Consider the following 22,037-nt stretch of genomic DNA (forward strand, 5'->3'; position numbering starts at 1 on the left):
TCATGGCAGGGCCCGGGCTCGCCCCGGGTGAATCAGTGACGCGGTGATGTCCTTGCCCGTGGTGGTGGGTTCGGCCCGCCACCAGTCGGCCAGGGCCTCCACGATGCAGAGGCCCCGGCCGGATTCCGCTTCCCAGTCCGGCTCCTTGGCGACGGGCAGCGCGGCGGAACGGTCGCTGACGGTGATCAGGAGCCGGCCCGGCGGCCACCCCTGGAGCAGGAGCACCGCCCTGCCGTCCGCGTGCCGGTACACGTTGACCAGCAGCTCCGTGACGATCACGCAGGCGTGGTCGGCCAGGTGTTCCAGGCCCCAGAGTCGCAGCCGGTCGGCGGTCTTGCTGCGGATGCGGGGCAGTTCGTACGGGCGGACGGTCAGTGGTAAGCGGTACTGGTGGTCCGGGCGTTGCGTATGTGGGGGTGTCACGTCGCCTCCAGGCCCCTTCGTGTTCGGGGCAGGGTTGATCAACGATCCGTCGCGGAGTGGTTGCTCCGCGTATCTGGCAGCATGATGTTGCTGGCGACATCTTTAGGTCAAGCCGATGAGTGGCAGATTGCCAGAATCATGCTCTGATATCCCCCGTTCGGGGAGACCTGATCGAACAAGGGGGACGAAGCGGTACTCTCAACCGCATTCGCATACAAGGGAGATGGAGTCGTCGTGACCGTTGTCGCCAGCGTGAGCCCGCTCACCGCACGCCGAAGGCTGGGTGCCGCCCTGCGGATGCTGCGTGACCAGCACGCACTGACCACCGAAGAGGTGGGGGCGCATCTCAACTGCCACAACTCCAAGGTCAGCCGCATAGAGAACGCCAAACGGGCCTGCACGAAGAAAGACTTCGACGGACTCATGGAACTGTTCGGGGTGGAGGAGCCCAGACTCTCCGAACTCAAGGCCCTGATGATCAAGGGGCGGCAGCGGGTGCCCCCGTGGTGGTACGCGTTCAACGACGTGATCAGCGCCAACTATGAGGAGTTCCTTGCCTATGAGGCTGAGGCGGTGGAGTGCTACGAGTTCCAGCCTCTGCTGATTCCGGGTCCCTTGCAGACGTCCGACTATGCGCGGGCGGTGACGGGTACCGGCTTCACGGCACTCGGCCCTGATCAGGTGGACAGCCTCGTCGAGGTGCGGATGAAGCGGCAGCAACGACTGCGCGAGGACGAACCACTGGTGATCGACGCGGTCGTCACCGAAGCCGCCCTGCATCTGCTCGTGGGCGGAGTCCGGGTGATGCGGGAGCAGTTGAGGCACCTGATCGACGTCTCCCGGCTCGAAAACGTCAGGTTCAGGGTCATCCCCTTCCGGGCAGGGGAGAAGGGAGCGAGTACGGGTGCCTTTCTGCTCTTCGCCTCAGGACGAGACGTCGAAGCCGAGGTCGCCTTCATCGAGTCGGCGGAGAACACCACCGCGTACCAGGACAACCCTTTGACGCTCAAGCGTCTGAACCGTCTGTTCAGGAACTTGTCCGATGCTGCGCTCTCGGAGGACGATAGCCGCGAGCTGATCGAGAGCATCGAGAAAGAGCTGATCCTGAATGAATGAGCTGGCCGTTCATCACGCGGTCGACCTTGCGGGTGCCGCCTGGCGCACAAGCTCTTACACCGCTGGCAACGGCAACTGCGTCGAGGTCGCTCCCCTCCCCGCCGCCACCGGCTTCGCCTTCCGCGACACCAAGGACCGGGCCCTCCCCGCCGCCCGGGTCTCCGGCGCCGCCTGGTCCGCCTTCGTCACCGCCGTCGCCGCCGACGCCCTCGGCCGGAGCTGACCGGGCCCTCGGCCACCGCCCCGGGGCGCCCGCCCTGGCAGAGGAGAGAGCGCTGATGACGGGCATTCGTCTCCAGGGATCGCAGGATCGCAGGATCGGGAGGGGCCGTGGCTGTGGAAGCGCGCGGCGATTGTGCGTACACCGAGAATGTCGCCCTCTTGCAGCGGCCGGAGGGCCGGTTTCCGCTGGAGCAGGGCGCGGCTCAGGTTCTGCCGGAGCTGACCGCACCGGCTCCGGACAGCGAAAAGCGAACGGGACCGGCCCGCTCGCCTCAGCAGACCGCCGAAGCCCTGCCGGGCTTCCCGCTCCGCGACTTTCTTCGCCTCGGCCGACATGCCTTCCGGAGGCTGCGGACGTGCGGGGCGACGGAGTGAGCCCGGCAGCCGGCGCCGGGCTCACCGGTGGTGTTTCTTGAGGTGAATCCGTCCGGGCAGTACGGGTTTGTCGAGGTGGCGACCGGCCTGCCCATTACAGCCGCGATCGCCGACTACCTGGAGGGGGAGGCGTGACCGGTCTCTCGGCGGAGCGGCAACGGGTTCTCGCGGCCCGTGTCGGCCTGGTGCGGAGCATGGAGCGGGGCGGCCTCGTGCTGTCGGCCCGGATGGCCGAGGCGTTCCTCAATGTGCCCCGGGAACCGTTCGTCCCCGTCTTCTACCGCAGGGAGGGGGACCGGTTCAGCCCCTGGGCCGGTACGCGGCCGTACACCGAGGCCTGGCTGGCCCAGGTGTACGCGGACGACTCCCTGATCACGGAGGTGGACGGTGTCCACGCCGAGGACGCCGGGCCCGGCCCCGTCACGGGCGTGCCCACGTCGTCGTCCACCGCCCCGGGCCTGATGGCGGACATGCTCGACGCCCTGGATGTGCGCCAGGGCACGCGCGTGCTGGAGATCGGCACCGGCTCCGGATACAACGCGGCACTGCTGTGCCGGCTCGCGGGCCAAGCGCATGTCACCACCGTGGACCGCTCGAAGCGGCTCACCGACACGGCCCGTGACCGGCTGGAGGCGCTGGGGATGGCCCCCACGGTCGGATGCGCCGACGGTGCGGAAGGTGCCCCGGAGGAGGCGCCGTTCGACAGGGTCGTCGCGACCTGCTCGGTACGGCGGGTCCCGGCGGCCTGGTTCGACCAGTGCGCGCCCGGCGGGCTTATGGTCGTCCCGGTGAAGGGGGCCCTCGCAGGAGGGGCGATCGCCTGGCTCCAGAAGCGTGCCGACGGGACGGCCGTGGGACGGTTCCTGCACACACCGGCCGCGTTCATGCCGCTGCTGACCGGACCGCAGAGCGCCCCGACGCCCCCGGAGATTCCGGAAACCCCGGAGGTCCCGGAGGCCGAGGTGGGCAGTGTGCGTCGGGTGTCGGAGCTCTCGGGCAGTGTGCTGGACGACTGGACGTTCTCGTTCTTCGCGTACCTGCACCTGTCGGCCAGTACGGTGCGCTCGTTCCGCCAGGGGCCGGACGGCACCCACGTCACCGTGCTCTTCGACCCGCTCGACAACTCGTACGCGCGCGTCACCGACCACCCGTCGGGCCCCGGTGCCACGGTCCTCACCTCGGGGTGCCGGGACCTGTGGGAGCCGATCGAGAAGGCACACGCGCACTGGCTCGGCCTGCACCGGCCCCGCCGGGAGTGGTTCACCCTCCACGCCGCGCCGGACCGGCAGACGGTCGCGTACACGGCCCCGGACGGGCGGGAATGGCGCTGGGATCTCTGAGAGAGGCCCGCATAACTGGTGCGGTTTCCTGTCGCTCGGCTCCGCCCGCCCCGTGCCGTACGGCGAAGAAGCGGCCCACCCTGGGTTCCCACCCTCGGTTCCCGCCCCGCGGGGCTGTCAGACCGCCGGGTGTGCGCCCGGCCATGGGCCCGGGGGTGCGGATTCCGGTTCCTCCTCCGTTTCTGTGGCGAAGAGGCGGAAGCCCCTGCGCAGGTAGTTGTCCAGGGCGTGGTCGCCGTCCTTCGTGCAGGTGTGCAGCCAGACGCGCTTGACCGGGGGGAGGTCCGGCCAGCGGGTGGGGAGGTCCCAGGCGCGGGCGGTGGCGTACGCGAGGAGGTGGCCGCCGATGCGGCGGCCCCGGAAGGCGGGGAGGAGGCCGAAGTAGAGGATCTCCACCGCGCCCTCCGCCTGCGGTTCCAGCTCCAGGTAGCCCGCCGGGGTGCCGTGCTCGTACGCCACCCAGGTCTCCACCCCGGGGCGGGACAGATGGCCCGACCACTGGCCGTACGTCCACGGCAGGCGGTCCGTCCAGGCCACGTCCCCGCCCACCGCCGTATAGAGGAAGCGGCTGAACTCAGGGGACGGCGTCGCCGCCCGTACGATCCCGACCCCGTCCGGGGACCCGGTGGCGGGGCGCAGGTCGGCGGGGGAGGTCTGTTCCAGGGACCAGGTCGTCACGGTGATGCTCATGGGGTCAGGAGAACACAGGGGTGGGAGGGGGAGGAGGGGCGGGTCCCGCAGGGCCCCTCAGGGGCCCTCAGTCCCTGAGGGTGCGCCCGCCGGCCCCGCCTCACGCGCACCGGCCCCGCCTCACGCGCCCCGGGCCCGTACCACCGCCGGGGCCGTCGAGTGGGGGAGGAGGTCGGCCGGGGCCGGCGGGGGGATCACCTGTACCTCCATCTCCTCCGTGAAGCGGTACGGGCGGTGGGCCAGGACCCCGGCCAGGTGGCGGCGTACCCGGGACATCTCGGCCCGTACCGTCACCGTACGGGTCGGGTCCCCGAAGACGTCCAGGGCCAGCTCCGCCGCGCTGCGCCCCGAGCGGTGCGTGGCCAGGAGGTACAGCAGCTCGGCGTGGCGCGGGGTGAGCGCCTGGGTCCAGTCGCCGGCCGGGCCCGAGACCGTCACCGACCAGCGCCGGGGGTGGCTCAGATCCAGCACCACCCGGCCCGGCGCCCCCTCCCGCGCCTCCTCCTGGCGGCTCTCCTCGTCCACCCGGATCAGCCAGCCGCCCGGCAGCGGCTCCACCGTGCACATGCCCAGCGACGGCTGCCAGATCCGGCCCGGCCGGAGCGACTTCGGCAGCGGCAGCCGGTCCACCGGGGCCATCCCGGTCACCGCCGCCGCCCACCCGTGCGGGTCCACCGCCAGCGCCCGCCCGCCCACCCGGCACAGGATCGGCGCCGCCACCGAACGCAGCCGGTCCACGCTCCGCCCATGGCGCTCGCGCAGCTCGCCCTCCGCGAGCCGGGCCACCGAGCTGACCAGCGCCAGCGTCGTGGGATGGAACCCGGGCGCAGGACCGCTCACATCGATCGCCCCGAGCAGCCGCCCGTCGCGCGGGTCGTGCACCGGGGCCGCCGAGCAGGTCCAGGCGCGCAGCGCGTGCGCGAAATGCTCGGCCGAGTGCACCCGTACGGGCAGCCGCAGCGCCAGCGCCGTACCGATGGCGTTGGTCCCGGTACCCCGCTCCGACCAGTTGGCGCCCTCCTCCAGGCGGATCGCGTCCGCCCGGCGCAGCACCCCCGCGCCCCCCTCGCGCCAGAGCACCCGGCCCTCGTCATCGCTGACCACCATGATCTGCGTCGACGCGTCCACCATCCCGCCCTGACCGCCCGGCCCCGCGCCGAGCGCCCGTAACACCGCGCCCAGCTCCGAGGCCTGCCGCCGCTCCTCCAACTCGTCCCGGTCGAGTAACTCCCCGCCCTCTGCCGGGCCACGGCCGGGGTCGAGCCCCATCCTGATCGCCCGCCGCCACGACGCGTCGATCTCCGGGCGGGGCGCCGCCGGGGGCCGCTCGCCGGCCGGGGCGGCCTGGGCGTACGGGGCGGCCTTGGCGTACCGGGGGAGTGGGGGAAGTGGGGGGAGTGGGGGGAGGTTCGGCTCGGCGGTGCTGTGCTTGTCCAGTGGAGTGTCCTTCATCGGGGTCTCCCCGCCCACCAGGAGTGTTGGGGGCGCTGTGTCGATTCTCCAGGCGCCGTATCGATTCTTCTGCAACGGCCTGCAACCCTGGCGGATCCCTGACAGGTAGGCAAAAGTGACCAGGAGTCAGAGGTGGCGCCGTGTCGGCGCGGCACCACCTCTGACCCGCCCGGATCCCCGCCCTGGTCCCTGGTTGACCCGCCCGGATCCCCGCCCTGGTCCCTGGTTGATCCGCCCGGATCCCCGCCCGGTCCGCCCGGATCCCCGGCCGACTCGTCCGGCCCTCTCACTCGTGCACCGGGCGCGCCCGCTCCACCACCGCCGCCAGGTCGAGCGTGTGCGGCAGTGTGCCGAACGCCGTCCCCCACTCCCGCCCCAGCCGCGACGCGCAGAACGCGTCCGCCACCTCCGGCGGCGCCCACCGCACCAGCAGCGACCCCTGGAGCACCAGCGCCATCCGCTCCACCAGCCGCCGCGCCCGCGCCTCGATGCCGGCCAGGTCCGCCAGTTCGGTCAGCAGGTCCTTGATCGCCCCGTCCAGCCGGTGATCGGCGCCCCGCGCCCGCCCCACCTCCTGGAGGAACGCGTTCAGCGCCGCCGGTTCCCGCTGGAGCGCCCGCAGCACATCCAGCGCCTGTACGTTGCCGGAGCCCTCCCAGATCGAGTTGAGCGGCGCCTCGCGGAGCAGCCGGGGCATCCCCGACTCCTCCACGTACCCGTTGCCGCCCAGGCACTCCAGCGCCTCGGCGGCGAGCGGCGCGGCCCGCTTCGTCACCCAGTACTTCGCGACCGGCACCGCGAGCCGCGCGAACGCCCGCTCCTCCTCGGTCTCCGCGTCGTACGCGGCGGCCAGCCGCACCGCCAGCGTCGTCGCCGCCTCCGACTCCAGCGCCAGATCGGCCAGTACGTTCCGCATCAGCGGCTTGTCGATCAGCTCGCCGCCGAACGCCGTACGGTACGTCGCGTGGTGCACCGCCTGCGCCACCGCCTGCCGCATCAGCGCCGCCGACCCCAGCACACAGTCCAGCCGGGTCGCCGCGACCATGTCGATGATCGTACGGACCCCGCGCCCCTCCTCGCCGATCAGCCGGGCCCACGTCCCGTCGAACTCGACCTCCGCCGAGGCGTTGGAGCGGTTGCCCAGCTTGTCCTTGAGCCGCTGGATCCGGAACACGTTCCGCTCCCCGTCCGGCAGCACGCGCGGAAGGAGAAAGCAGCTCAGGCCGCCCGGCGCCTGCGCGAGGACCAGGAAGCCGTCCGACATCGGCGCGGAACAGAACCACTTGTGCCCGGTCAGTACGTACTCCCCGGCCGCCGCCAGGCGCTCCGCCGCCGTCGTGTTCGTCCGTACGTCGCTGCCGCCCTGCTTCTCCGTCATGCCCATGCCGAAGAGCGCCCCGGCCTTCCCGGCGGCGGGCCGCAGCCCCGGCTCGTACGTGCGCGAGGTCAGCCGGGGCTCCCACTCCGCCGCCTGCGCCGGATCCGCCCGCAGCGCCGGCACCGCCGCGTGCGTCATGGACACCGGACAGAGATGCCCCGCCTCCACCTGGCTCCACACCAGGAAACCGGCCGCGCGCCGCACATGACCGTCCGGTCCGCCCCACGCGTCCGTCAGGCCGGCGGCCACCGCCCGGTCCAGCAGCCGGTGCCAGTCCGGATGGAAGCCGACCTCGTCGATCCGGTTCCCGTACCGGTCGTGGGTGCGCAGCGCCGGGGGATGCTCATTGGCCCGTACCCCCCACTCCTGGACCTCCGCCGACCCGGCCGCCCGGCCGAGCGCCGAAAGCTCCGTGCGCGCCGTGTCGAGCAGCGCGGGGGTGGAGTGCCGCTCCACCGCCTCGCCGAGGGCCCGGTCGGCGCGGAAGACGTCGTACCCCACCAGGGGCGGAACCTGGTTGGTCACTGTATGGGTGCTGGCTGCCATGCCGATACGGTAAGGAGGTGCAGGCAGCAAAAGAAACACCTGAGCGGCCGACTGGCCGACTCCACCGAGCGCGGGTCCTCTACCGCAACGTATCCAAGCGGAAGATGGCCTGGCTGCTGCTGAAGGACACGGTCAATTCGTGTATCGAATACCGGATCCTCGGACTGGCGGCCGAAGCGGCGTTCTTCACGCTGCTCTCCCTCCCGCCGCTGCTCCTCGGCCTGATCGGGCTGCTCGGCTACGTCGACGACTGGACCGACACCACCACCGTCGCCTCCATCGAACGGAACATCCTCGCCGCCGCCGGTACGGTCCTCTCCGCGCGCGGCGTCGACGAGATCGCCAAACCGCTCCTCGCGGACATCACCCACGGGGGCCGCCCCGACGTCATCTCCATCGGCTTCGCCATCGCCCTCTGGTCCGGATCGCGTGCCGTCAACGTCTTCGTGGACACGATCACGGTCATGTACGGCCTCGACGGGCGGCGCGGCATCGTCGCCACCCGGCTGCTCGCCTTCCTGCTCTACGTCGTCGCGATCGTGATCGGCGCGGTGGTGCTGCCGCTCGCGGTGGTCGGCCCCGACCGGGTGGTCGAGTGGATCCCGTGGGGCACGGAGGTCGTCAGCATCCTGTACTGGCCGGTGGTCATAGTCCTGTCCATCGCCTTCCTCACCACGCTCTACCACGTCTCCGTGCCGGTCAGGTCGCGCTGGATAGAGGACATGCCGGGCGCGCTGGTCGCCCTGGGGATGTGGGTGCTGGGCAGCTTCCTGCTCCGTATCTACCTCACCAACACGGTCGAGGGCCCCACCATCTACGGCTCGCTGGCCGCGCCCATCGCCGTCCTCCTGTGGATCGGCGTCTCCGCGTTCGCGGTCCTGGTGGGCGCGGCGGTCAACGCGGCGATCGACCGGGTCTGGCCCTCGGTCTCCACGGCGGCGGCCCGCGCCGCGAACGAGCGCCTGCGCGCGGCCCACGCCGCCGAACTCGTCGCCCGCGCGGGGGCCACCACCGACCCGCCCCGCGACGACGACGGCGACCCGGACATGCCCTCGGAGTTCCCGGAACGCTGGTCCAAGTTCTTGCCCCCGGACGACGTCAAGGCGCGGATGGCGGGGGGGCTGCGGGGATCCCGGGCGCGTACGAAGCCGGGTGGGGGCGTGAACGGTGGAGGCGTGAATGGCGGGAGTGGTGGGGGAGGTACTGGGGGCGGCGGGAATCCCAAGGGGACGGGGTCGGAGACGGGGACGGAGGGTTAGCGCGGCCCGCCTGACGGTGGTGTCGTCCCCGGTGGGTTCGTGTCGCCACCGCCGCCACCGCCGAGCAGTCTGCGGAACCAGGACGCCTTCGGGGCCTGCGGCTCCGGCGGATATCCGAGGGTCAGATACCAGACGGGGCGCGCGATGCCGTCCGGCCCTTCCGTGTCCCGGCGTACGAAGTCCCCGGGCACGCCGCTCTGCCGGTACACCTCGTCGCGCATCCCCACCATCATCGAGATCTTCCCGGGCCGGGAGCCGCCCACCTCCACGGGCGCCGGGAAACGCCCCTCCACCGCTCTGGCCGCCTCCTCGGGCTCTCCCACGTCGACCAGCACGGTCAGCAGCACGGTCAGCGGGAAGAAGAGCGACGACATGCCTGCCGTGAGTGCCTCGGCGAACGGGCCGGCGAGCCGGTTCAGCACTTCGGGCACGGTGTACGCGGGGTCGGCCGTCACCCGGAACGTCATCGTGGGCTGGTGAGGCCGGTCCCCGAGGCCGACGAAGGTGCCGGACGAGCCGAAGGCCTCCCGGCAGGCCTGCCGGAGCAGGGGGAGGAAGACGGCCTGGGCGGCGGGCCGGCCGCGCGGAGGCACGCTGTACAACTCGGCGCCGCCGATGGTGAGGCGGACGGCGTTCCCGGGGGAGCGGACGGCGTTCCCGGGGGAGGGGAGGGGAGCGGCCGCCCCGTCGCGAGCGATGTCGCGCGCGGCCTCCAGCGAGCGCTTCCACGCGGACAGTTCTTCGCGCTGCCGCTCGGCCCATGCGCCCTCGACGTTGGCGAGTGGTTCGCCGCGCCAGTAATCCAGCGCCGCCTGATACAACACGGCAAGTTTCCTGAGGTCACGTGTGTTCGCTGCGGTCCGGGCCAGTTCTTCGACCGTGATGAGGTCCAACTCCGAGAAGTGCCGCAGACGGTAGCCGCCTTCGGCTTCCACGATGTTGTGTCCGCTCGCGAGAAGTTCATCGATGCCTGCGGTGACCAGAACATCCGTCCGCACCGAGGGATCGCCGCTCAGAGCCAGCCTCAGATCCCGGACGGAGACCGTGGTGCCACCGGACAGCAGAAGTCTGCTGAGGACAACCCGTCCGGCGGGTGTTCTCGGCGTACGGTCCCGCCCGCCGTGGGTGGCCCGGAGCCGCCCCAGGACGCCGTACTGCCAGGTGGACTCCGGAAGGATCTCCGAGGCCAGGCTGTCCGCGCCGCGCCAGCGCTCCTCAGGGTTCTTGGCCAGGAGATCCAGGATCGCGTCCTCCAGCGCGGCGGGCAGGTCGGCCCTCAGCTCCCCGGGCGGCCGGGGGCGCTCGTGCCGGTGGGCGGTGAGCGTCTGCCAGATGTCCGGGTACGCGAACGGCGGTTCCCCGGTGGCGAGTTCGTACAGGACGCAGCCGAGCGAGTAGAGGTCGCTGCGCTGGTCGACCTCGCCGCCGGCGATCTGCTCGGGCGACATGTACTGGGGGGTCCCCACGGCCGTGGGCCTGCGGACCGCCTGCGAGGTGCGCGTGGAGTCGAGGCCGGTGCGCGTGAGCCCGAAGCCGCCGACCTTCACGACGCCGTCCACGCGCAGGAGGATGCTCGCCGGTGAGAGATGCCGGTGCCAGACGCCCTGGTCATGGGCGTAGGTGAGGGCGGCGATCACCTGCCGGGCGATGACGGCGATCTCGGCCACGGAGAGCCGCGCGCGGTGCCCGTGGTCGTCGGGGTCCGCCGCCGGCGCGTCGAGGGTGCGGCCCGTCACCAGCTCCATCACCACATACGAGGCGCCGTCGTCGTCCGTACCGAAATGGTGGATCTCGATGATGTTCGGGTGCCGCAATTCGGCGACCACGCGCATCGTGTGGAGGAACCGCGACCGGGCCCGGGTGGAGACCGCGTCGACTTCCACGCCGGGCCCGCGCATCCACTTCACCGCGACGGAGCGGCGCTCCGTCCTGTCGTACGCCCGCCACACCGTACTGCTCCCGCCGCGCCCGACGACCTCCAGCAACTCGTACCGGCCGGCCACCACCTTGCGTCCAGGGGGAGTCGGGGTGGGTACGGGCGTGGGGGCGGGGGTGGGTACGGGCGTGGGCGCCGCTTTCGTCTGCGGCGCCGTCTGCGGCATCGGGGGCGGCGACACCGGCCCCGTCTCCCGCTCCGGCACCTCCGGCCCCCGCAGCAGCCGCAGGCTCTCCCGGCTCACCAGCGCGAACGGCTCGCCGCCTGCGCCGCCGCCCACACCGCCGCCCGCCCCGCCGCCCGCCCCGTCGTCCAGCAGCGCCCGGAACTCGCCCCGGGCGGCGCCCGCCCGCGACTCGATCTCCGCGCCCACCCGGTCGAGCAGGCCCACCGTACGGGCCAGGCTGGTGCGGGGCAGTGTGTTGAGCAGGACCTCGCGGACCCCGGGGCGGAAGTCGTACGAGCCGGGCGGGCCCGGTACGGAGCGGAGCATGCCGCTCAGCACCACCTCCGCCAGATGCTGCGGCTGCGGATGCTCCTCGACGGCCGCCTGGACCAGCCGCATCACCGGCAGATGCGCCGGGCCCACCGCCAGATGCCCGGCCAGCCGGGCCGCCTGCGGGGAGGCGGCCGAGCGGAACCGCAGGACCAGGTCGGTGGCGGAGACCTGCCCGGGGAGCAGCCCGTGCGACGCGTCCGACGCTTCTGACGTGTCTGCGTCGTCGTCGACCCCGCCGTCCGGGAGCGCGTACGCGTCCCCGGGCGGCAGCAGCGCGGCGGCCCCCGGCACCGGGCCCCCGCCCCGCGCGGCCACCAGGTCCGCCCAGTGGGTGAGCCAGGGGGCGGCCGGCTCCAGCACCGGTACGGGGATGCCGTACGCGGGGCCGTCGTACGGTGCGAAGCGCAGCGCGGTGTTGGGCGCGCCGGGGCCCGGCGTCGTGAACAGGCCCGGCACCGGGGCGAGCGCGGTCTGCTGCCACATCCGCTCCGGCAGCGGCTGGAGCACCGCCACCGGCATCCGCCGGGCCCACCCCCGCAGGGTCCGGTACCAGCACCGGCCTGCGGGACCCTCCCGCCACTGGGGGCCCATCGCGTCGCTGACGACCAGGGTCAGCGTCCGCCCGGCCGTCCAGGGGCGCGGGGGTACGATGCCGTCCGCGCCCAGCGGCACCACCTCCACCGTACGGAACGCACCCGTCTGCCCGAACGCCGTGAAGAGCTCGTGGGCCAGCGGCTGCCACATGGCCATCGTCGGCCCCTCGTCCACCACCAGCCTCAGATGCAGCCACCGTTCGCGCGTCGGGCGGAGTTCGGGGAGCCACTGGTCGCGGTGCGCGCCGAGCGAGGCGATGCGGTACGCCGTACCCGCCTCGTCCAGCTCCCGTTCGCGCACCGACGGCACGGTTCTGCGCAGCGGACGCAGGGCCCGCTGGAGCGTCAGCGGGCGCGAGAGCATCGGCGGCGCGGGCGCCAGCACCTCGGGCGGCCGTTCCGGGGCCGGTTCCGCCGGGGGCGGGGGTACGGCGGCGGAGCCGGGCAGGGGGTAGCCGGACGCGGGGGCGGGGGAGCGCAGGACCACGGGGGGCACGGTGCGGGGGCCCTTCCCCTTGCGGGGGTGCCAGGGGAAGGACCGGCGTTCCCCGGGGTGCCCGGGATGCCGCGCCAGAGGTCCCGCCGGGGCGACCCCCGACGGGGCGCCCCGAGGGGACTCCGGCACGGGCGCCGGGGGTGCCGCCTCCGGGTGCGTCTGCGCGGCCAGCCAGAGCAGTTCCGCCAGCTCCCGGCCGGTGGGCGGCTCCGTGCCCGCCGCCGTCAACAGCTCGCGCAGCGCGTCCAGTTCGGGGAAGGCTTCGGGGTGGCCCTCCGCGCCGCCGGTACCGGCGCCGGAAGAGCCGGAAGAGCCGGAAGCGTCAGAAGTCGTCATCGGTGCCCGGTGCCTGGCTCAGATAGCGCATGAGATGGTCCGCCAGTTGTTCCCGGGTCGCCCCCGCCACCCCCGAAGCCCGGGTCAGATAGATGGCGTTGAGCAGTTGGTCCGTCGCCAGCTCGCCGCCGCTGCTCCGCTCCAGGAACGTACGGACCAACTCCAGCCCCTGCTGGTCCAGTTCGCCGAGGTGGGCCCGGACGATCTCCGCCAGATGGGACGCGACCGGCTGCTTCAGCTCCAGGGTCACACACCGCCGCAGAAACGCGGGCGGGAATTCGCGCTCCCCGTTGCTCGTCAGCACCACGAACGGGAACGCCCGGCACCGCACCCGGCCCCGCTCCACCGCCGCCGGCCGGTCGGCATCGGCGGTCAGCACCCGCGACCGGGGGCGCGTCCGCGCGGCCCGGACCAGCTCGGGGATCTCGTACTGGCCCTCCTCCATGACGTTCAGCAGGTCGTTGGGGAGGTCCAGGTCGCTCTTGTCGATCTCGTCGATCAGCAGCGCCCTCGGCCGCTCGTACGGCAGGAGCGCCGTGCCCAGCGGGCCCAGCCGGAGGTGGTCCTCGACATTCCCGCCCGGTCCGGTGTCCCCGGCCCCGCCGCCCCGCTGTCCCTGTTGTTCCTGCCGGCCCGCCGCGTAGAGCCGGGAGAGCGGGTCGTACTGGTAGAGCCCGTCGCTCAGGGTGGACCTGCTGGTGATGTTCCAGCGGAGTACGGGGCCGAGGCGCAGCTCCCGTGCCACCGCGTACGCCAGGCTCGACTTGCCGCTGCCCGGCGGCCCCGTCACCAGCAGCGGGCGGCGCAAGTACAGGGCCGCGTTGACCAGTTGGACACTCTCCTCCGTCGCCCGGTACGCCCGCGCCCGGTGCTCGCGGTCCGGTGAGGAGACCTCGCCGTCCGGCGGCGGCTCGACGACGGGGCCGCCGTCGAAGTCGCGCCACGGCGGAGGCGCGGGCAACTGCCGTACGCCGTCGTGCGGTTGGTCGGCTCCGGTGTACACCGGCCACAGGGGCATGCGAGGGCTCCAGCTCGTAGGGAGGGTCAGGGCGGAGAGAGGAGGAAGCGGGGAGTCATCAGGCCACCGGCGTTCCGCTCAGCCGGGGGACGGCGGGGATCCAGCGGGGGTCCTCCCAGACGAGGGACAGGTCCGCCGCCCAGTGCGGCTCGGGGCCCTCGTGGGCGAACGCCGATTTGCGCAACGTGAAGACCTCCTCCGGCAGTTCGCCCGGCGGCAGGGCCGCGAGACGGTCGGCCAGCGCGTCCAGGAAATCCTCCCCGCGGCATCCGCCGTCACACTCCGCGCCGCCCGGGCACCCGGTGCGCGGCCAGAGCACGATCGGCGCCGGGGCGTCCAGCACCGCGCCGTGCAGCGCGCGGTCGCGCGGTGCCTTCGGCGGCCGGGTGAGCGCCACCGGGCCCGTCACATCCTGGAGTTGTACGGCAAGCCGCTCGGGTCTGACCGGCCGTGCGCAGGAGATCCGGTGCACGGCGGAGCCCGGCTGTCCGTCGAGCACTTCCCACATCTTCCTCAGCCGGAACTGGAGCCGGTTGCTGTCGCGCCGGTCGTGGTCCATCACCACCACCGGGGCCACACACCCCAGCGGGGTGCTCATCGCCTTGCGCCCCGTCCACTGGTCGACCGGTCTGTTCAGCCAGGAGCGCGGCAGGGCGAACGCGATCAACTCGCGTCCCTCCGTGTCGATTTCCGCGAACGCGTCATCGATCCGGTCGAGCACCCAGGCGCGCACCTCCCGCTCCGCCAGCCGCTCCTCACCCACCAGCCGGCGTCTGCCGTCCCGGTACGCCGAGACCTCCACCAGCAGCGCGTTGCGCCCGGCGCCGCTGCGTCTGATCTCGACCAGGATGGGCGACCAGCGGCGTACGGACGGCACCGGCACCGGCATCGGTAAAGGGGTGGGCGCCGTCGCCGGTACGGGGACCGTATCTACCGCCCGTGCGGTGTACGGCGTACGTACGGCCGGTGCCGTGGCCGCCGCAGTGAACGCCGTCGCCGTCGCCGTCGGCGGTCCCGTCCCCGACCCCGTGCCCGACCCCATCCCCGCCGCCGTGCCTGTCCCTGTGCCCGTCCCCGTGCTCCACGGCGCGTCGTGCCGGGCCCGGTGGGCCTGCGCCCACTGCCGCAGCTCCCGGGCGAGCGCCTCGTCGCCGACCAGCCCGCTCAGCCGTACCGTCAGCTCCGCCAGCGGCAGCATGCCCACCGCCGGTCTCGACTCCGACAGCAGGTACCAGACCGCCTCCCACAGCGAGCGCGGCTCCGGCGGCAGGTCGGCCCAGAGCGGGCCCACGGCGTCCCGCAGCAGTTGGCCCAGCGGTGCGGGGACGGCGGGCGAGCGGTCGACCAACTGCCGCAGACCGCGCTTCTCTTCGGCCGGATAGCCGGGGGTGGGGACGAGCTCGCCCAGCGGCGACCAGTGCCGGGCCAGCACCGCCGCCGGAATCATCCGGCCGTTGCGGGTCACCGGGTCGTGCGAGACGACCATCCCGGCCACCGTGCCACCGTCCTCCACCATCACCGCGGCGCCGCTGAAACCCTGGTCGGTCTGCTGTCCGTGCCCCCGGGGGAATTCGAGCTGGGCCCACTCGTCGGCGATCAACTGCCTTGATGTGACGAGGAGTTCGCTCTGGACGCCTTCGACGTCGTACCCGTAGGGGAAGCCGTACGCCACCAGCTTCCGCGCCGGTGTGCCGTGTGCCGCGTCGGGCGCGGCGAAGCGCGCGGGCGCGATGGGCACCGGCCGCTCCAGCTCCAGTACGGCGAGATCGCCCCGGTCGCGGTCGCCGCCGGCCCAGGTGCCCCGGGCCACCACCCGGGCGGGCAGCGGGGCGAGCCCGGGGGCGCCGGGGAAGACCGCCTCGGCCCGGTCGTGGTGGAGCAGGACGTGGGCGCAGGTCAGCACCGTACGGTCGGAGACGAGAAAGCCCGAGCCCTCCGCCGCCCCCGCGATGTCGATACGGGCGTGCCAGGCGGGCGAGCGCGTCACTGGTCGCCCGCCGCCCGCGTGTCACCCGCTGGGGCCGGTGCCGGTGCCGGTGGCGGTGTCGGTGCCGCCGCCCCGGACCCCTGCTCCGGATCCGTCGCGCCCTGCGCGCCCGGGTTCCAGGAGAGCTTCACCGTGAGATGGCCCTCGCCGGCCGTCTTGGAGATCACCGCGCCCGCCTCGGCCATGATCTTCACCCCGAACTCCAGCTCCACCGCGTCCGGCCGGAGCGAACCGTCCCGGAAGACCGTGAGCGCCGATTCGGCCGCCGACCGGATCCCCTGGAGGGCCGCGTCGAAGGTACGGCTCGCCTGCGTGAGGGAGTTGGAGCGGGAGACCGGCCGGGCCCCGGGCGCGTCCTGCGCCACCTCGACCGTGACCGTCGCCCCGCTGTCCGTGGTGAACTCCATCAGTGCTGTCATCATCGCCCCCGCGATAGAACCCGCGGTATCCCGGTCCGGACACCCCGCGACCGTCCATTCTGGATCAGCGGCCCTCGGCGGGGCGAGGCTTTAGCCTCATTCGTATGTATGAGGAACGGGTGTCGCGGCTGGACGGCGCGGTCGTCTGGCGCAAGGGGGACCCGGGAAGCGGGGCGGACCGGGAGGACCGGAACAGTGGTACGGCGGAGGACCCGTACCCCGTGCTCCCCGACGGCTGTATGGACCTGCTGTGGACCGGCGACCGGCTGTTCGTCGCCGGGCCCGACACCCACGCGTACCTCCCCGAGAGTCCGGACGGTCCGGACGGTCCGGACCGTCCGGGGTGGCTCGTAGGGGTGCGCTTCGCGCCCGGCACCGCGCCCGCGCTCCTCGGCGTACCGGCCCATGAACTGCGCGACCTGCGGGTCGATCTCGCCGACCTGTGGTCCCCGGCGAAGGCCCGCGCCCTCGCCGGGCTGACCGCCCGTGCCACCGCCGCGACCGGTGACCCGGCCGCCGGCCTGGAGGCGGCGGCGCTGCGGTGCGCGGCCGGGGCGCCGCCGCCCGATCCGCTGCTGCGGGCCGTCGTCGCCGGGCTGGACGCGGGGCGCCCGGTCGCCGCCACCGCCGACGCCGTCGGACTCGGCGCCCGGCAGCTCCACCGCCGCTCCCTGGACGCCTTCGGCTACGGGCCCAAGACGCTCGCCCGGGTGCTGCGGCTCCAGCGCGCGCTGGAGCTGGTACGGCGCGGGGTACCGTACGGGACCGCCGCGCTCGCCGCGGGCTGCGCCGACCAGGCGCACCTGGCCCGGGAGACGCGCGCGCTGACCGGGCTCACGCTGGGCGGCTACGTACGGGCGTACCGGCGGGCGTTCCCCACGGGCTGATGGTCGGGCCTCTGGTCAGGCGCTGTTCCCCGCGTCCGCGAAGAGGGAGACCTCGCAGCCGTCGGGGTCCAGGATCACCGCGTACCGCTGCCCCCACACCGCGTCCCACGGCGGGAGATGCCCCCGGTGGCCGGCCCCGGTCAGCGCGGCGTACGTGGCGTCGACCGCCGCCGGGTCCGCGCACCGGAAGGCCAGCCCGACGCGCCCGCCGCCGCCGGGCCGGGTCCACCCCGGGTCGTACGACCGTACGGTCTCCTCCGTGTCCCAGAGGACCCGGAGCCCGCTCGGCAGGGTCGCCTCGGCGTGCGGCGCGGTGTCGGCGACGGCGGGCAGGTCGAGGCCGAGGCGGCGGTAGAAGGCGAGGGAGGCGGCCATGTCGGAGACGACCAGGCCGATCGCGTCGAACCCCGGGGCGGATGCGGATCCGGAGGAGGTGGGGCTGGGGCTGGAGGTGCTTGTCATGGGGCCGAGCCTAGGAAGGGGACGGCGGGCCGGTCTTGAACGAATCGGACGTGATCGCCGCCCGCCGGGAAACGACACGGCGGGCCGCGCAGATGCTGCGCGGCCCGCCGGTCACCGGTGGTGCCTGCACGGGGGTGGGGCGCCCGTGCGGTTCATACGGTCGTACGGATGGGACGTGTCAGGCCCGGAGTGGTGCTCGGGCCCGGATCCGGGCCTGGATCAGCCCGGCTCGGGTCCGGATCAGGCGAGGCTCACGCCGTACGCGTTCATCGCCGCCACGACCGGCTGGAAGAACGTCGTGCCGCCGGAGGTGCAGTTGCCGCTGCCGCCCGAGGTCAGGCCCAGCGCCGTGCTGCCCGAGAAGAGCGAGCCGCCGCTGTCGCCCGGCTCGGCGCAGACGTTGGTCTGGATCATGCCGTAGACGATGTCGCCACCGCCGTAGTTGACGGTCGCGTTGAGCCCGGTGACCGTGCCGGAGTGGACCCCGGTGGTGGAGCCGCTGCGCCGCACGGACTGGCCGACCGAGGGGTTGGCGGCCGAGGTGATGGTCTGGTAAGAGCCGTTGTAGAGGGAGACACGGCCCTCGGCCGCCGCCGAGTTGGAGTGGCGGATCAGGCCGTAGTCGGTGGTCGGGAAGTTGGACGCGGCCCGGGTGCCCAGCACGGTGGTGTTCGCCGAGTTGGTGTACCAGGTGGAGCCGATGTTGGTGCAGTGGCCCGCGGTCAGCGCGTAGTACGTCGAACCGCTGCGCACGTTGAAGCCGAGGGAACAGCGGCCGCCGCTCGCGTAGATGGCCTGGCCGCCCGCGATCAGCTTGTTGAAGGTGCCCTCGGTGTGCTTGATGGTGACGTCCGCGGAGGCGTCCGCCACGGACTGCTTGATCTCGGCGATCTCCGCGTCGGAGACCCGGCTGTCGACGGTGACGACGACCTTGCCGGACGCCTTGTCCGTGTACCAGGCCGTGCCGGCGATGTCGGCGGCGCCGATCGCCTCGCTCGCGGCGGTGAGCTGCGCGGCGGAAGGAGCGGGGGCCGGCGCCGGGGCGGCGACGGCACTCGGGGCCGCAAGCGCGACGGCGGTCGCCAGACCCGAGGCGACGGCGAGGAGCCGGGCTCGTCTGGACACCGCGCCGAGGGGGGAAAAGCGCTTGATGGTCACTACGTCCTCCAGAGAGTGGGGGAACTTCGCGGGCCGTTGGGTTGCGGCCCGCTGATGTGCGCAGGTCCGACGGCCACCGGTGTTGATCGTGAACCTGTCAACGCACGCTGAGCATCCTTGGGGGCGTTCGCCGGTGAGACAAGGCCGACTTCAGGACCCGGGGCACGGGACTGTTCCGCCGCCCCGGATCCCGGCCCGAGGCGGCGGAACGGCCGGGCGCCGCGCGGAGTCCCTGTCGGCGCGGCGCGCCGGGCGGACCCGGACGGGTGAACTCCTGCAAAGGCCGTCGCGGCGGGTGAGGAAGTGAGTGACGGTACGTCAGCACCCGTGCTGAGCGGGGGAGATGGGGAAGGCGACGGCATTCGGCCACGCTGGAGGCCGTCACGAACACACATGGTTCACGGTGGGTGGCGGATGGGTGACGTAACAGGTCGCGGCTCCCCGGCATTCGCGGCCGAAAGCTTCGAATCTCTGCGCGTAGAACGTCCGTTTGGCGGCGGCGTACGATGAAATGCCCATCAGATGATCATGGCTGAAACCTTTCGATTTCCTGGGAGGCGGCTGTGGAACGGCGCGGCGCCACCCCCGGATGTGGCCGGAGGGGCGCTCTTGCGTCGGTGGGGTTTCCGTGGTGCGGGCGGGGCCATGCCCTGCGGCGCCCCGACACCCCCTTACGGCGCCCCGACACCCCCTACGGCGCCGACGCCCCCTACGGCGCCGACGCCCCCTACGGCGCCGACGCCCCCTACGGCGCCGACGCCCCCTGCGGTGCCCCGTACGCCGCGCCCTACAGCGCCTCGTACACCGCGTCGATCAGCGCCGTCTTCCGTGGGTCGTCCGCGATGTGCGGGCCCATCCGGTTCATGACGTACCCCATCGAAAGCGACGCCTCCGGGTCGGCGAGCCCGAACGAGCCGCCGAGACCGTCATGGCCGACCGCCCTCGGATTCGGCCCGTACATCCGGTCGGGCCCGCTGAGCCAGACCCCCAGGCCCGCCTCCGTGTCCCGCCCGACGAGCGGACCCAGCACCAGGTCCCGGCCGCGCCCCTGCCCCGTACGGACCAGCTCGACGGTGCCGGGGGAGAGGACGCGGCGGCCCCCGTACCGGCCGCGTCCGGCGAGGATGCCGTAGAGCGCGGCGACCGCGCGCGCCGTGCCGTGCCCGTTGACCGCCGGGAGCTCCGCCGCCCGCCACGCCGGGGTGTACGCGTCCGCCGCGCTCGTCGCGGGGTTGCCCAGCGCCGCCAGTGCCACCGGGGTCAACTGTTCGTATCTCGCCGCCAGTTCCGGGGTGATCTCGACGGGCGGCCGGACCAGTTCGGCGGCCCGGTACGCCTCGGGCTCGGGCAGCCCGATGGTGAAGTCGACGGCGAGCGGCCCGGTCACCTCCCGGCGCAGGAACACCCCGAGCGGCACCCCCGCGATCCGCCGGACCAGTTCGCCGACGAGAAAGCCGTACGTCACCGCGTGATAGCCGGACCGGGTCCCCGGCGCCCACCAGGGCTCCGTGGCCGCGAGCCGGGCGGTGGTCAGCTCCCGGTCGTAGAGCTGCGCGAGCGAGTGCGGCTCGCGCAGACCGGCCAGCCCCGCTCGGTGCGCCAGCGTCTGCCGTACGGTGACGGACTCCTTGCCGGCCGCCGCGAACTCCGGCCAGTACGCGGCGACCGGCGCCTCCGGGTCGAGCAGTCCCCGGTCGATCAGCAGATGGGCGCAGAGCGCCGCCACCCCCTTGGTGGTCGACCACACCGTGACCACGGTGTCGCGCCCCCAGGCCCGGGTGGCCGTGGGATCGGCCCAGCCGCCCCACAGGTCGACCACCCGGTCCCCCGCCACCTCCACGGTGACGGCCGCGCCCAGCTCGCCCCGCGCCCGGAAGTTCTCCTCGAACGCGGCACGCACCGCGTCGAACCGCTGGTCGCAGTGGCCTTGCACATCCGGTACGGCCCGCACCATGACGCCTCCCCGATTTCCGGGCGGGGCGCCGGATGCCCCCTGTGACCCGGTAGGCCGAGAAAGGTAACGACTGGGCGTATCCAGGGGAAGAGGGCGGTGCGGGGGCTTATGGGGTTATCAGTCCCTTGAGTCTCTTAAGTCATATGGACCCCCTGGACCTCATGGGTTCCGCAGGGCTCACGGGGCGCCGGCGCGGCTGCGGTGACGGGCAACCGCGTCGTTGTTCGCGCACCGCACGGAGCAGTAGGCGCGCCGGCCGTTGCGCGACGTGTCCACGAAGGCGAGGCCGCACCGCGCGCGGGCGCAGCGGCCCAGGCGGTTCTGGCCGGCGAAGCAGATCACATGGGCCAGGGCGGCGGCGGTGATGGCGCGGATATGGGCGACCAGGCCGAGGGCGGGGTCGGCGTAGTGGAGGTGCGGGGCATGGCCGTCGTGGACCGTGATGTACGGCTTGCTGGCGGCCTCCGTCAGCAGGCGGTTGACCGCGTCGCGGCGCCCCGCCGGATCCTGCGGCCCGAAGCAGGGGCGGAGCCGTTGGCTCCACTCCGCCACCTCGGCCGCCTCCCCGGCGGTCAGCGGGCGCCGGTCGGTGCCGTGGGCGGCGAGCAGCGGCGCCAGGCTCTCGGGGGTGAACGGCGCGCCGGTGACGGTGGCGTTGACGAGGTCCACGGCGAGCAGCGCGGCCTCGCCGCCGTAGTGGGTGAACTGCATGGGGCCACCCTAGCCCCGGATGTAAGGGTTGAACTGCTCTAGGGCGTGACATCAGGCTGAGGGGTATGCGGAGACCCCTTGGATCCTGTGGGCCCGGTGAACCCTGTGGCGCCGGCTGCGGCGGCGACGACCCGGGCGGTGACCCGTTTGGTGACCAGTTCGGTGACCCGTTCGGTGACCGGTGCGCCGACCGGTGCGCGGTGTGCGACCGGGCGGGCGCGGCGGACGAGGCCCGCTGGTCGCTGCTGTCCCGGCACCGGACCTCGCAGGGGGTGGTCGAGTACTGCGCCTGCCCCTGCGGCGGTGTGGTGATCCTGGTCGACGGCGGGCTGGCGAAGGTCCTGGCGCGGCGGCGGTGACATGGCTCCGGGCGGGTATCCGGTCAGGTGGAGGGGGAACGTACGCCCCCGAGTACTCAGCCCAACCCCCGAGCCCCGAGGAGGAGAGCGCCGTGAGCGAACTCCAGGTACTCACCGCCGTGGCCGTCGTCGTGGTGGTCGTCACCCTGGGCACCGCGATCTACCTTGCCGTGCGGCTGTTCAAGGCGCGGTCCGCACTGACGAACGCGGGCGTCCCGATGACGAAGAAGTGGCTGTTCTGGGGGGCGCTCGCCTATCTGGTCCTGCCGTTCGACGTGCTGCCCGACCCCATCTACATCGACGACATCGGGGTGCTGCTGATGGCGCTCCGCTCGCTGCACTCGGCGGAGGAGGCGCTGCCGAAGACAGAGAAGATCATCCCTTGATCGCACCGCGCCACTAGAGTTTCAGCCTGGTGACC

At 73.0% G+C, this 22,037-nt stretch carries 19 protein-coding genes and 1 pseudogene; 8 read left to right on the forward strand and 12 right to left on the reverse strand.

The genetic code is table 11. The features are described 5' to 3' along the window. A complete protein-coding gene (locus tag AB0O07_RS01985) occupies positions 1 to 423 on the reverse strand; it encodes an ATP-binding protein (RefSeq protein WP_365625333.1) in 423 nt (140 codons plus the stop codon). Positions 424 to 657: 234 nt separating this feature from the next. Here AB0O07_RS01985 and AB0O07_RS01990 point away from each other — a divergent pair, with 234 nt between their 5' ends. The 4 genes and pseudogenes from AB0O07_RS01990 to AB0O07_RS02005 all read left to right on the forward strand — a co-directional run bounded on the left by AB0O07_RS01990 (position 658) and on the right by AB0O07_RS02005 (position 3,476). Then, positions 658 to 1,539: a helix-turn-helix transcriptional regulator gene (locus AB0O07_RS01990; protein ID WP_365625336.1), complete on the forward strand. Its 882-nt coding sequence runs from the start codon at positions 658 to 660 to the stop codon at positions 1,537 to 1,539. Next, complete coding sequence (locus tag AB0O07_RS01995; RefSeq protein WP_365625339.1) at positions 1,532 to 1,762, forward strand: DUF397 domain-containing protein; 231 nt, start codon at positions 1,532 to 1,534, stop codon at positions 1,760 to 1,762. The genes AB0O07_RS01990 and AB0O07_RS01995 overlap by 8 nt, the downstream gene beginning before the upstream one ends. Before the next feature lie 407 nt (positions 1,763 to 2,169). Continuing rightward, a pseudogene (locus tag AB0O07_RS02000) lies at positions 2,170 to 2,271 on the forward strand (ATP-grasp ribosomal peptide maturase); the annotation flags it as partial. Next, positions 2,268 to 3,476, forward strand: a complete 1,209-nt coding sequence (locus AB0O07_RS02005; RefSeq protein ID WP_365625342.1) for a methyltransferase domain-containing protein — start codon at positions 2,268 to 2,270, stop codon at positions 3,474 to 3,476. The pseudogene AB0O07_RS02000 and the gene AB0O07_RS02005, both read left to right, overlap by 4 nt. A 117-nt stretch (positions 3,477 to 3,593) precedes the next feature. On the opposite strand, the gene AB0O07_RS02010 is transcribed toward AB0O07_RS02005, so the two are convergent. The 3 genes from AB0O07_RS02010 to AB0O07_RS02020 all read right to left on the reverse strand — a co-directional run bounded on the left by AB0O07_RS02010 (position 3,594) and on the right by AB0O07_RS02020 (position 7,542). Next, positions 3,594 to 4,166, reverse strand: coding sequence for a GNAT family N-acetyltransferase (locus tag AB0O07_RS02010; protein ID WP_365625345.1), 573 nt, complete (start codon positions 4,164 to 4,166; stop codon positions 3,594 to 3,596). Between the two features lie 120 nt (positions 4,167 to 4,286). Continuing rightward, positions 4,287 to 5,618 (reverse strand): GAF domain-containing protein, encoded by a 1,332-nt coding sequence (locus AB0O07_RS02015; protein ID WP_365625348.1) that lies wholly within the window; start codon positions 5,616 to 5,618, stop codon positions 4,287 to 4,289. Positions 5,619 to 5,904: 286 nt separating this feature from the next. Continuing rightward, on the reverse strand, positions 5,905 to 7,542 hold the full coding sequence (locus AB0O07_RS02020) for an acyl-CoA dehydrogenase family protein (RefSeq protein ID WP_365625351.1): 1,638 nt from the start codon (positions 7,540 to 7,542) through the stop codon (positions 5,905 to 5,907). 17 nt (positions 7,543 to 7,559) lie between these two features. On the opposite strand from AB0O07_RS02020, the gene AB0O07_RS02025 reads away from it, so the two are divergent. Beyond that, positions 7,560 to 8,801 carry a YihY/virulence factor BrkB family protein gene (locus AB0O07_RS02025; RefSeq protein ID WP_365625354.1) on the forward strand — a complete coding sequence of 414 codons (1,242 nt, stop codon included), beginning with the start codon at positions 7,560 to 7,562 and terminating at the stop codon, positions 8,799 to 8,801. Here AB0O07_RS02025 and AB0O07_RS02030 read toward each other — a convergent pair. From AB0O07_RS02030 to AB0O07_RS02045, 4 genes are read right to left on the reverse strand one after another with little or no spacing between them, the layout of a single operon-like run. Next, positions 8,798 to 12,661, reverse strand: a complete 3,864-nt coding sequence (locus AB0O07_RS02030) for an SAV_2336 N-terminal domain-related protein (RefSeq protein WP_365625357.1) — start codon at positions 12,659 to 12,661, stop codon at positions 8,798 to 8,800. The two genes, AB0O07_RS02025 and AB0O07_RS02030, sit on opposite strands and share 4 nt — an antisense overlap. Next, positions 12,648 to 13,679: a MoxR family ATPase gene (locus AB0O07_RS02035; RefSeq protein ID WP_365625360.1), complete on the reverse strand. Its 1,032-nt coding sequence runs from the start codon at positions 13,677 to 13,679 to the stop codon at positions 12,648 to 12,650. Before AB0O07_RS02035 ends, AB0O07_RS02030 begins: the two co-directional genes overlap by 14 nt. Before the next feature lie 58 nt (positions 13,680 to 13,737). After that, on the reverse strand, positions 13,738 to 15,666 hold the full coding sequence (locus AB0O07_RS02040) for a trypsin-like peptidase domain-containing protein (protein ID WP_365625363.1): 1,929 nt from the start codon (positions 15,664 to 15,666) through the stop codon (positions 13,738 to 13,740). Beyond that, positions 15,663 to 16,088: a CU044_2847 family protein gene (locus AB0O07_RS02045; RefSeq protein ID WP_365625366.1), complete on the reverse strand. Its 426-nt coding sequence runs from the start codon at positions 16,086 to 16,088 to the stop codon at positions 15,663 to 15,665. Before AB0O07_RS02045 ends, AB0O07_RS02040 begins: the two co-directional genes overlap by 4 nt. Positions 16,089 to 16,189: 101 nt before the next feature. Between AB0O07_RS02045 and AB0O07_RS02050 the strand changes: the two genes are divergently transcribed. After that, positions 16,190 to 16,972, forward strand: coding sequence for a helix-turn-helix domain-containing protein (locus tag AB0O07_RS02050; protein ID WP_365625369.1), 783 nt, complete (start codon positions 16,190 to 16,192; stop codon positions 16,970 to 16,972). A gap of 15 nt (positions 16,973 to 16,987) precedes the next feature. On the opposite strand, the gene AB0O07_RS02055 is transcribed toward AB0O07_RS02050, so the two are convergent. The 4 genes from AB0O07_RS02055 to AB0O07_RS02070 all read right to left on the reverse strand — a co-directional run bounded on the left by AB0O07_RS02055 (position 16,988) and on the right by AB0O07_RS02070 (position 21,257). Then, positions 16,988 to 17,434 carry a VOC family protein gene (locus tag AB0O07_RS02055; RefSeq protein ID WP_365625372.1) on the reverse strand — a complete coding sequence of 149 codons (447 nt, stop codon included), beginning with the start codon at positions 17,432 to 17,434 and terminating at the stop codon, positions 16,988 to 16,990. 240 nt (positions 17,435 to 17,674) lie between these two features. Then, positions 17,675 to 18,592 (reverse strand): S1 family peptidase, encoded by a 918-nt coding sequence (locus AB0O07_RS02060; RefSeq protein WP_365625375.1) that lies wholly within the window; start codon positions 18,590 to 18,592, stop codon positions 17,675 to 17,677. Positions 18,593 to 19,379: 787 nt separating this feature from the next. Further along, on the reverse strand, positions 19,380 to 20,546 hold the full coding sequence (locus AB0O07_RS02065) for a serine hydrolase domain-containing protein (RefSeq protein ID WP_365625378.1): 1,167 nt from the start codon (positions 20,544 to 20,546) through the stop codon (positions 19,380 to 19,382). Positions 20,547 to 20,723: 177 nt separating this feature from the next. Further along, positions 20,724 to 21,257 (reverse strand): CGNR zinc finger domain-containing protein, encoded by a 534-nt coding sequence (locus AB0O07_RS02070; protein ID WP_365625381.1) that lies wholly within the window; start codon positions 21,255 to 21,257, stop codon positions 20,724 to 20,726. Positions 21,258 to 21,322: 65 nt separating this feature from the next. Between AB0O07_RS02070 and AB0O07_RS02075 the strand changes: the two genes are divergently transcribed. After that, positions 21,323 to 21,616: a hypothetical protein gene (locus AB0O07_RS02075; RefSeq protein WP_365625384.1), complete on the forward strand. Its 294-nt coding sequence runs from the start codon at positions 21,323 to 21,325 to the stop codon at positions 21,614 to 21,616. 92 nt (positions 21,617 to 21,708) lie between these two features. Continuing rightward, positions 21,709 to 22,002, forward strand: coding sequence for a YkvA family protein (locus AB0O07_RS02080; RefSeq protein WP_365625387.1), 294 nt, complete (start codon positions 21,709 to 21,711; stop codon positions 22,000 to 22,002). Positions 22,003 to 22,037: the final 35 nt, after the last annotated feature.

This window comes from Streptomyces sp. NPDC093085, from assembly GCF_040683935.1.
Classification (GTDB): domain Bacteria; phylum Actinomycetota; class Actinomycetes; order Streptomycetales; family Streptomycetaceae; genus Streptomyces.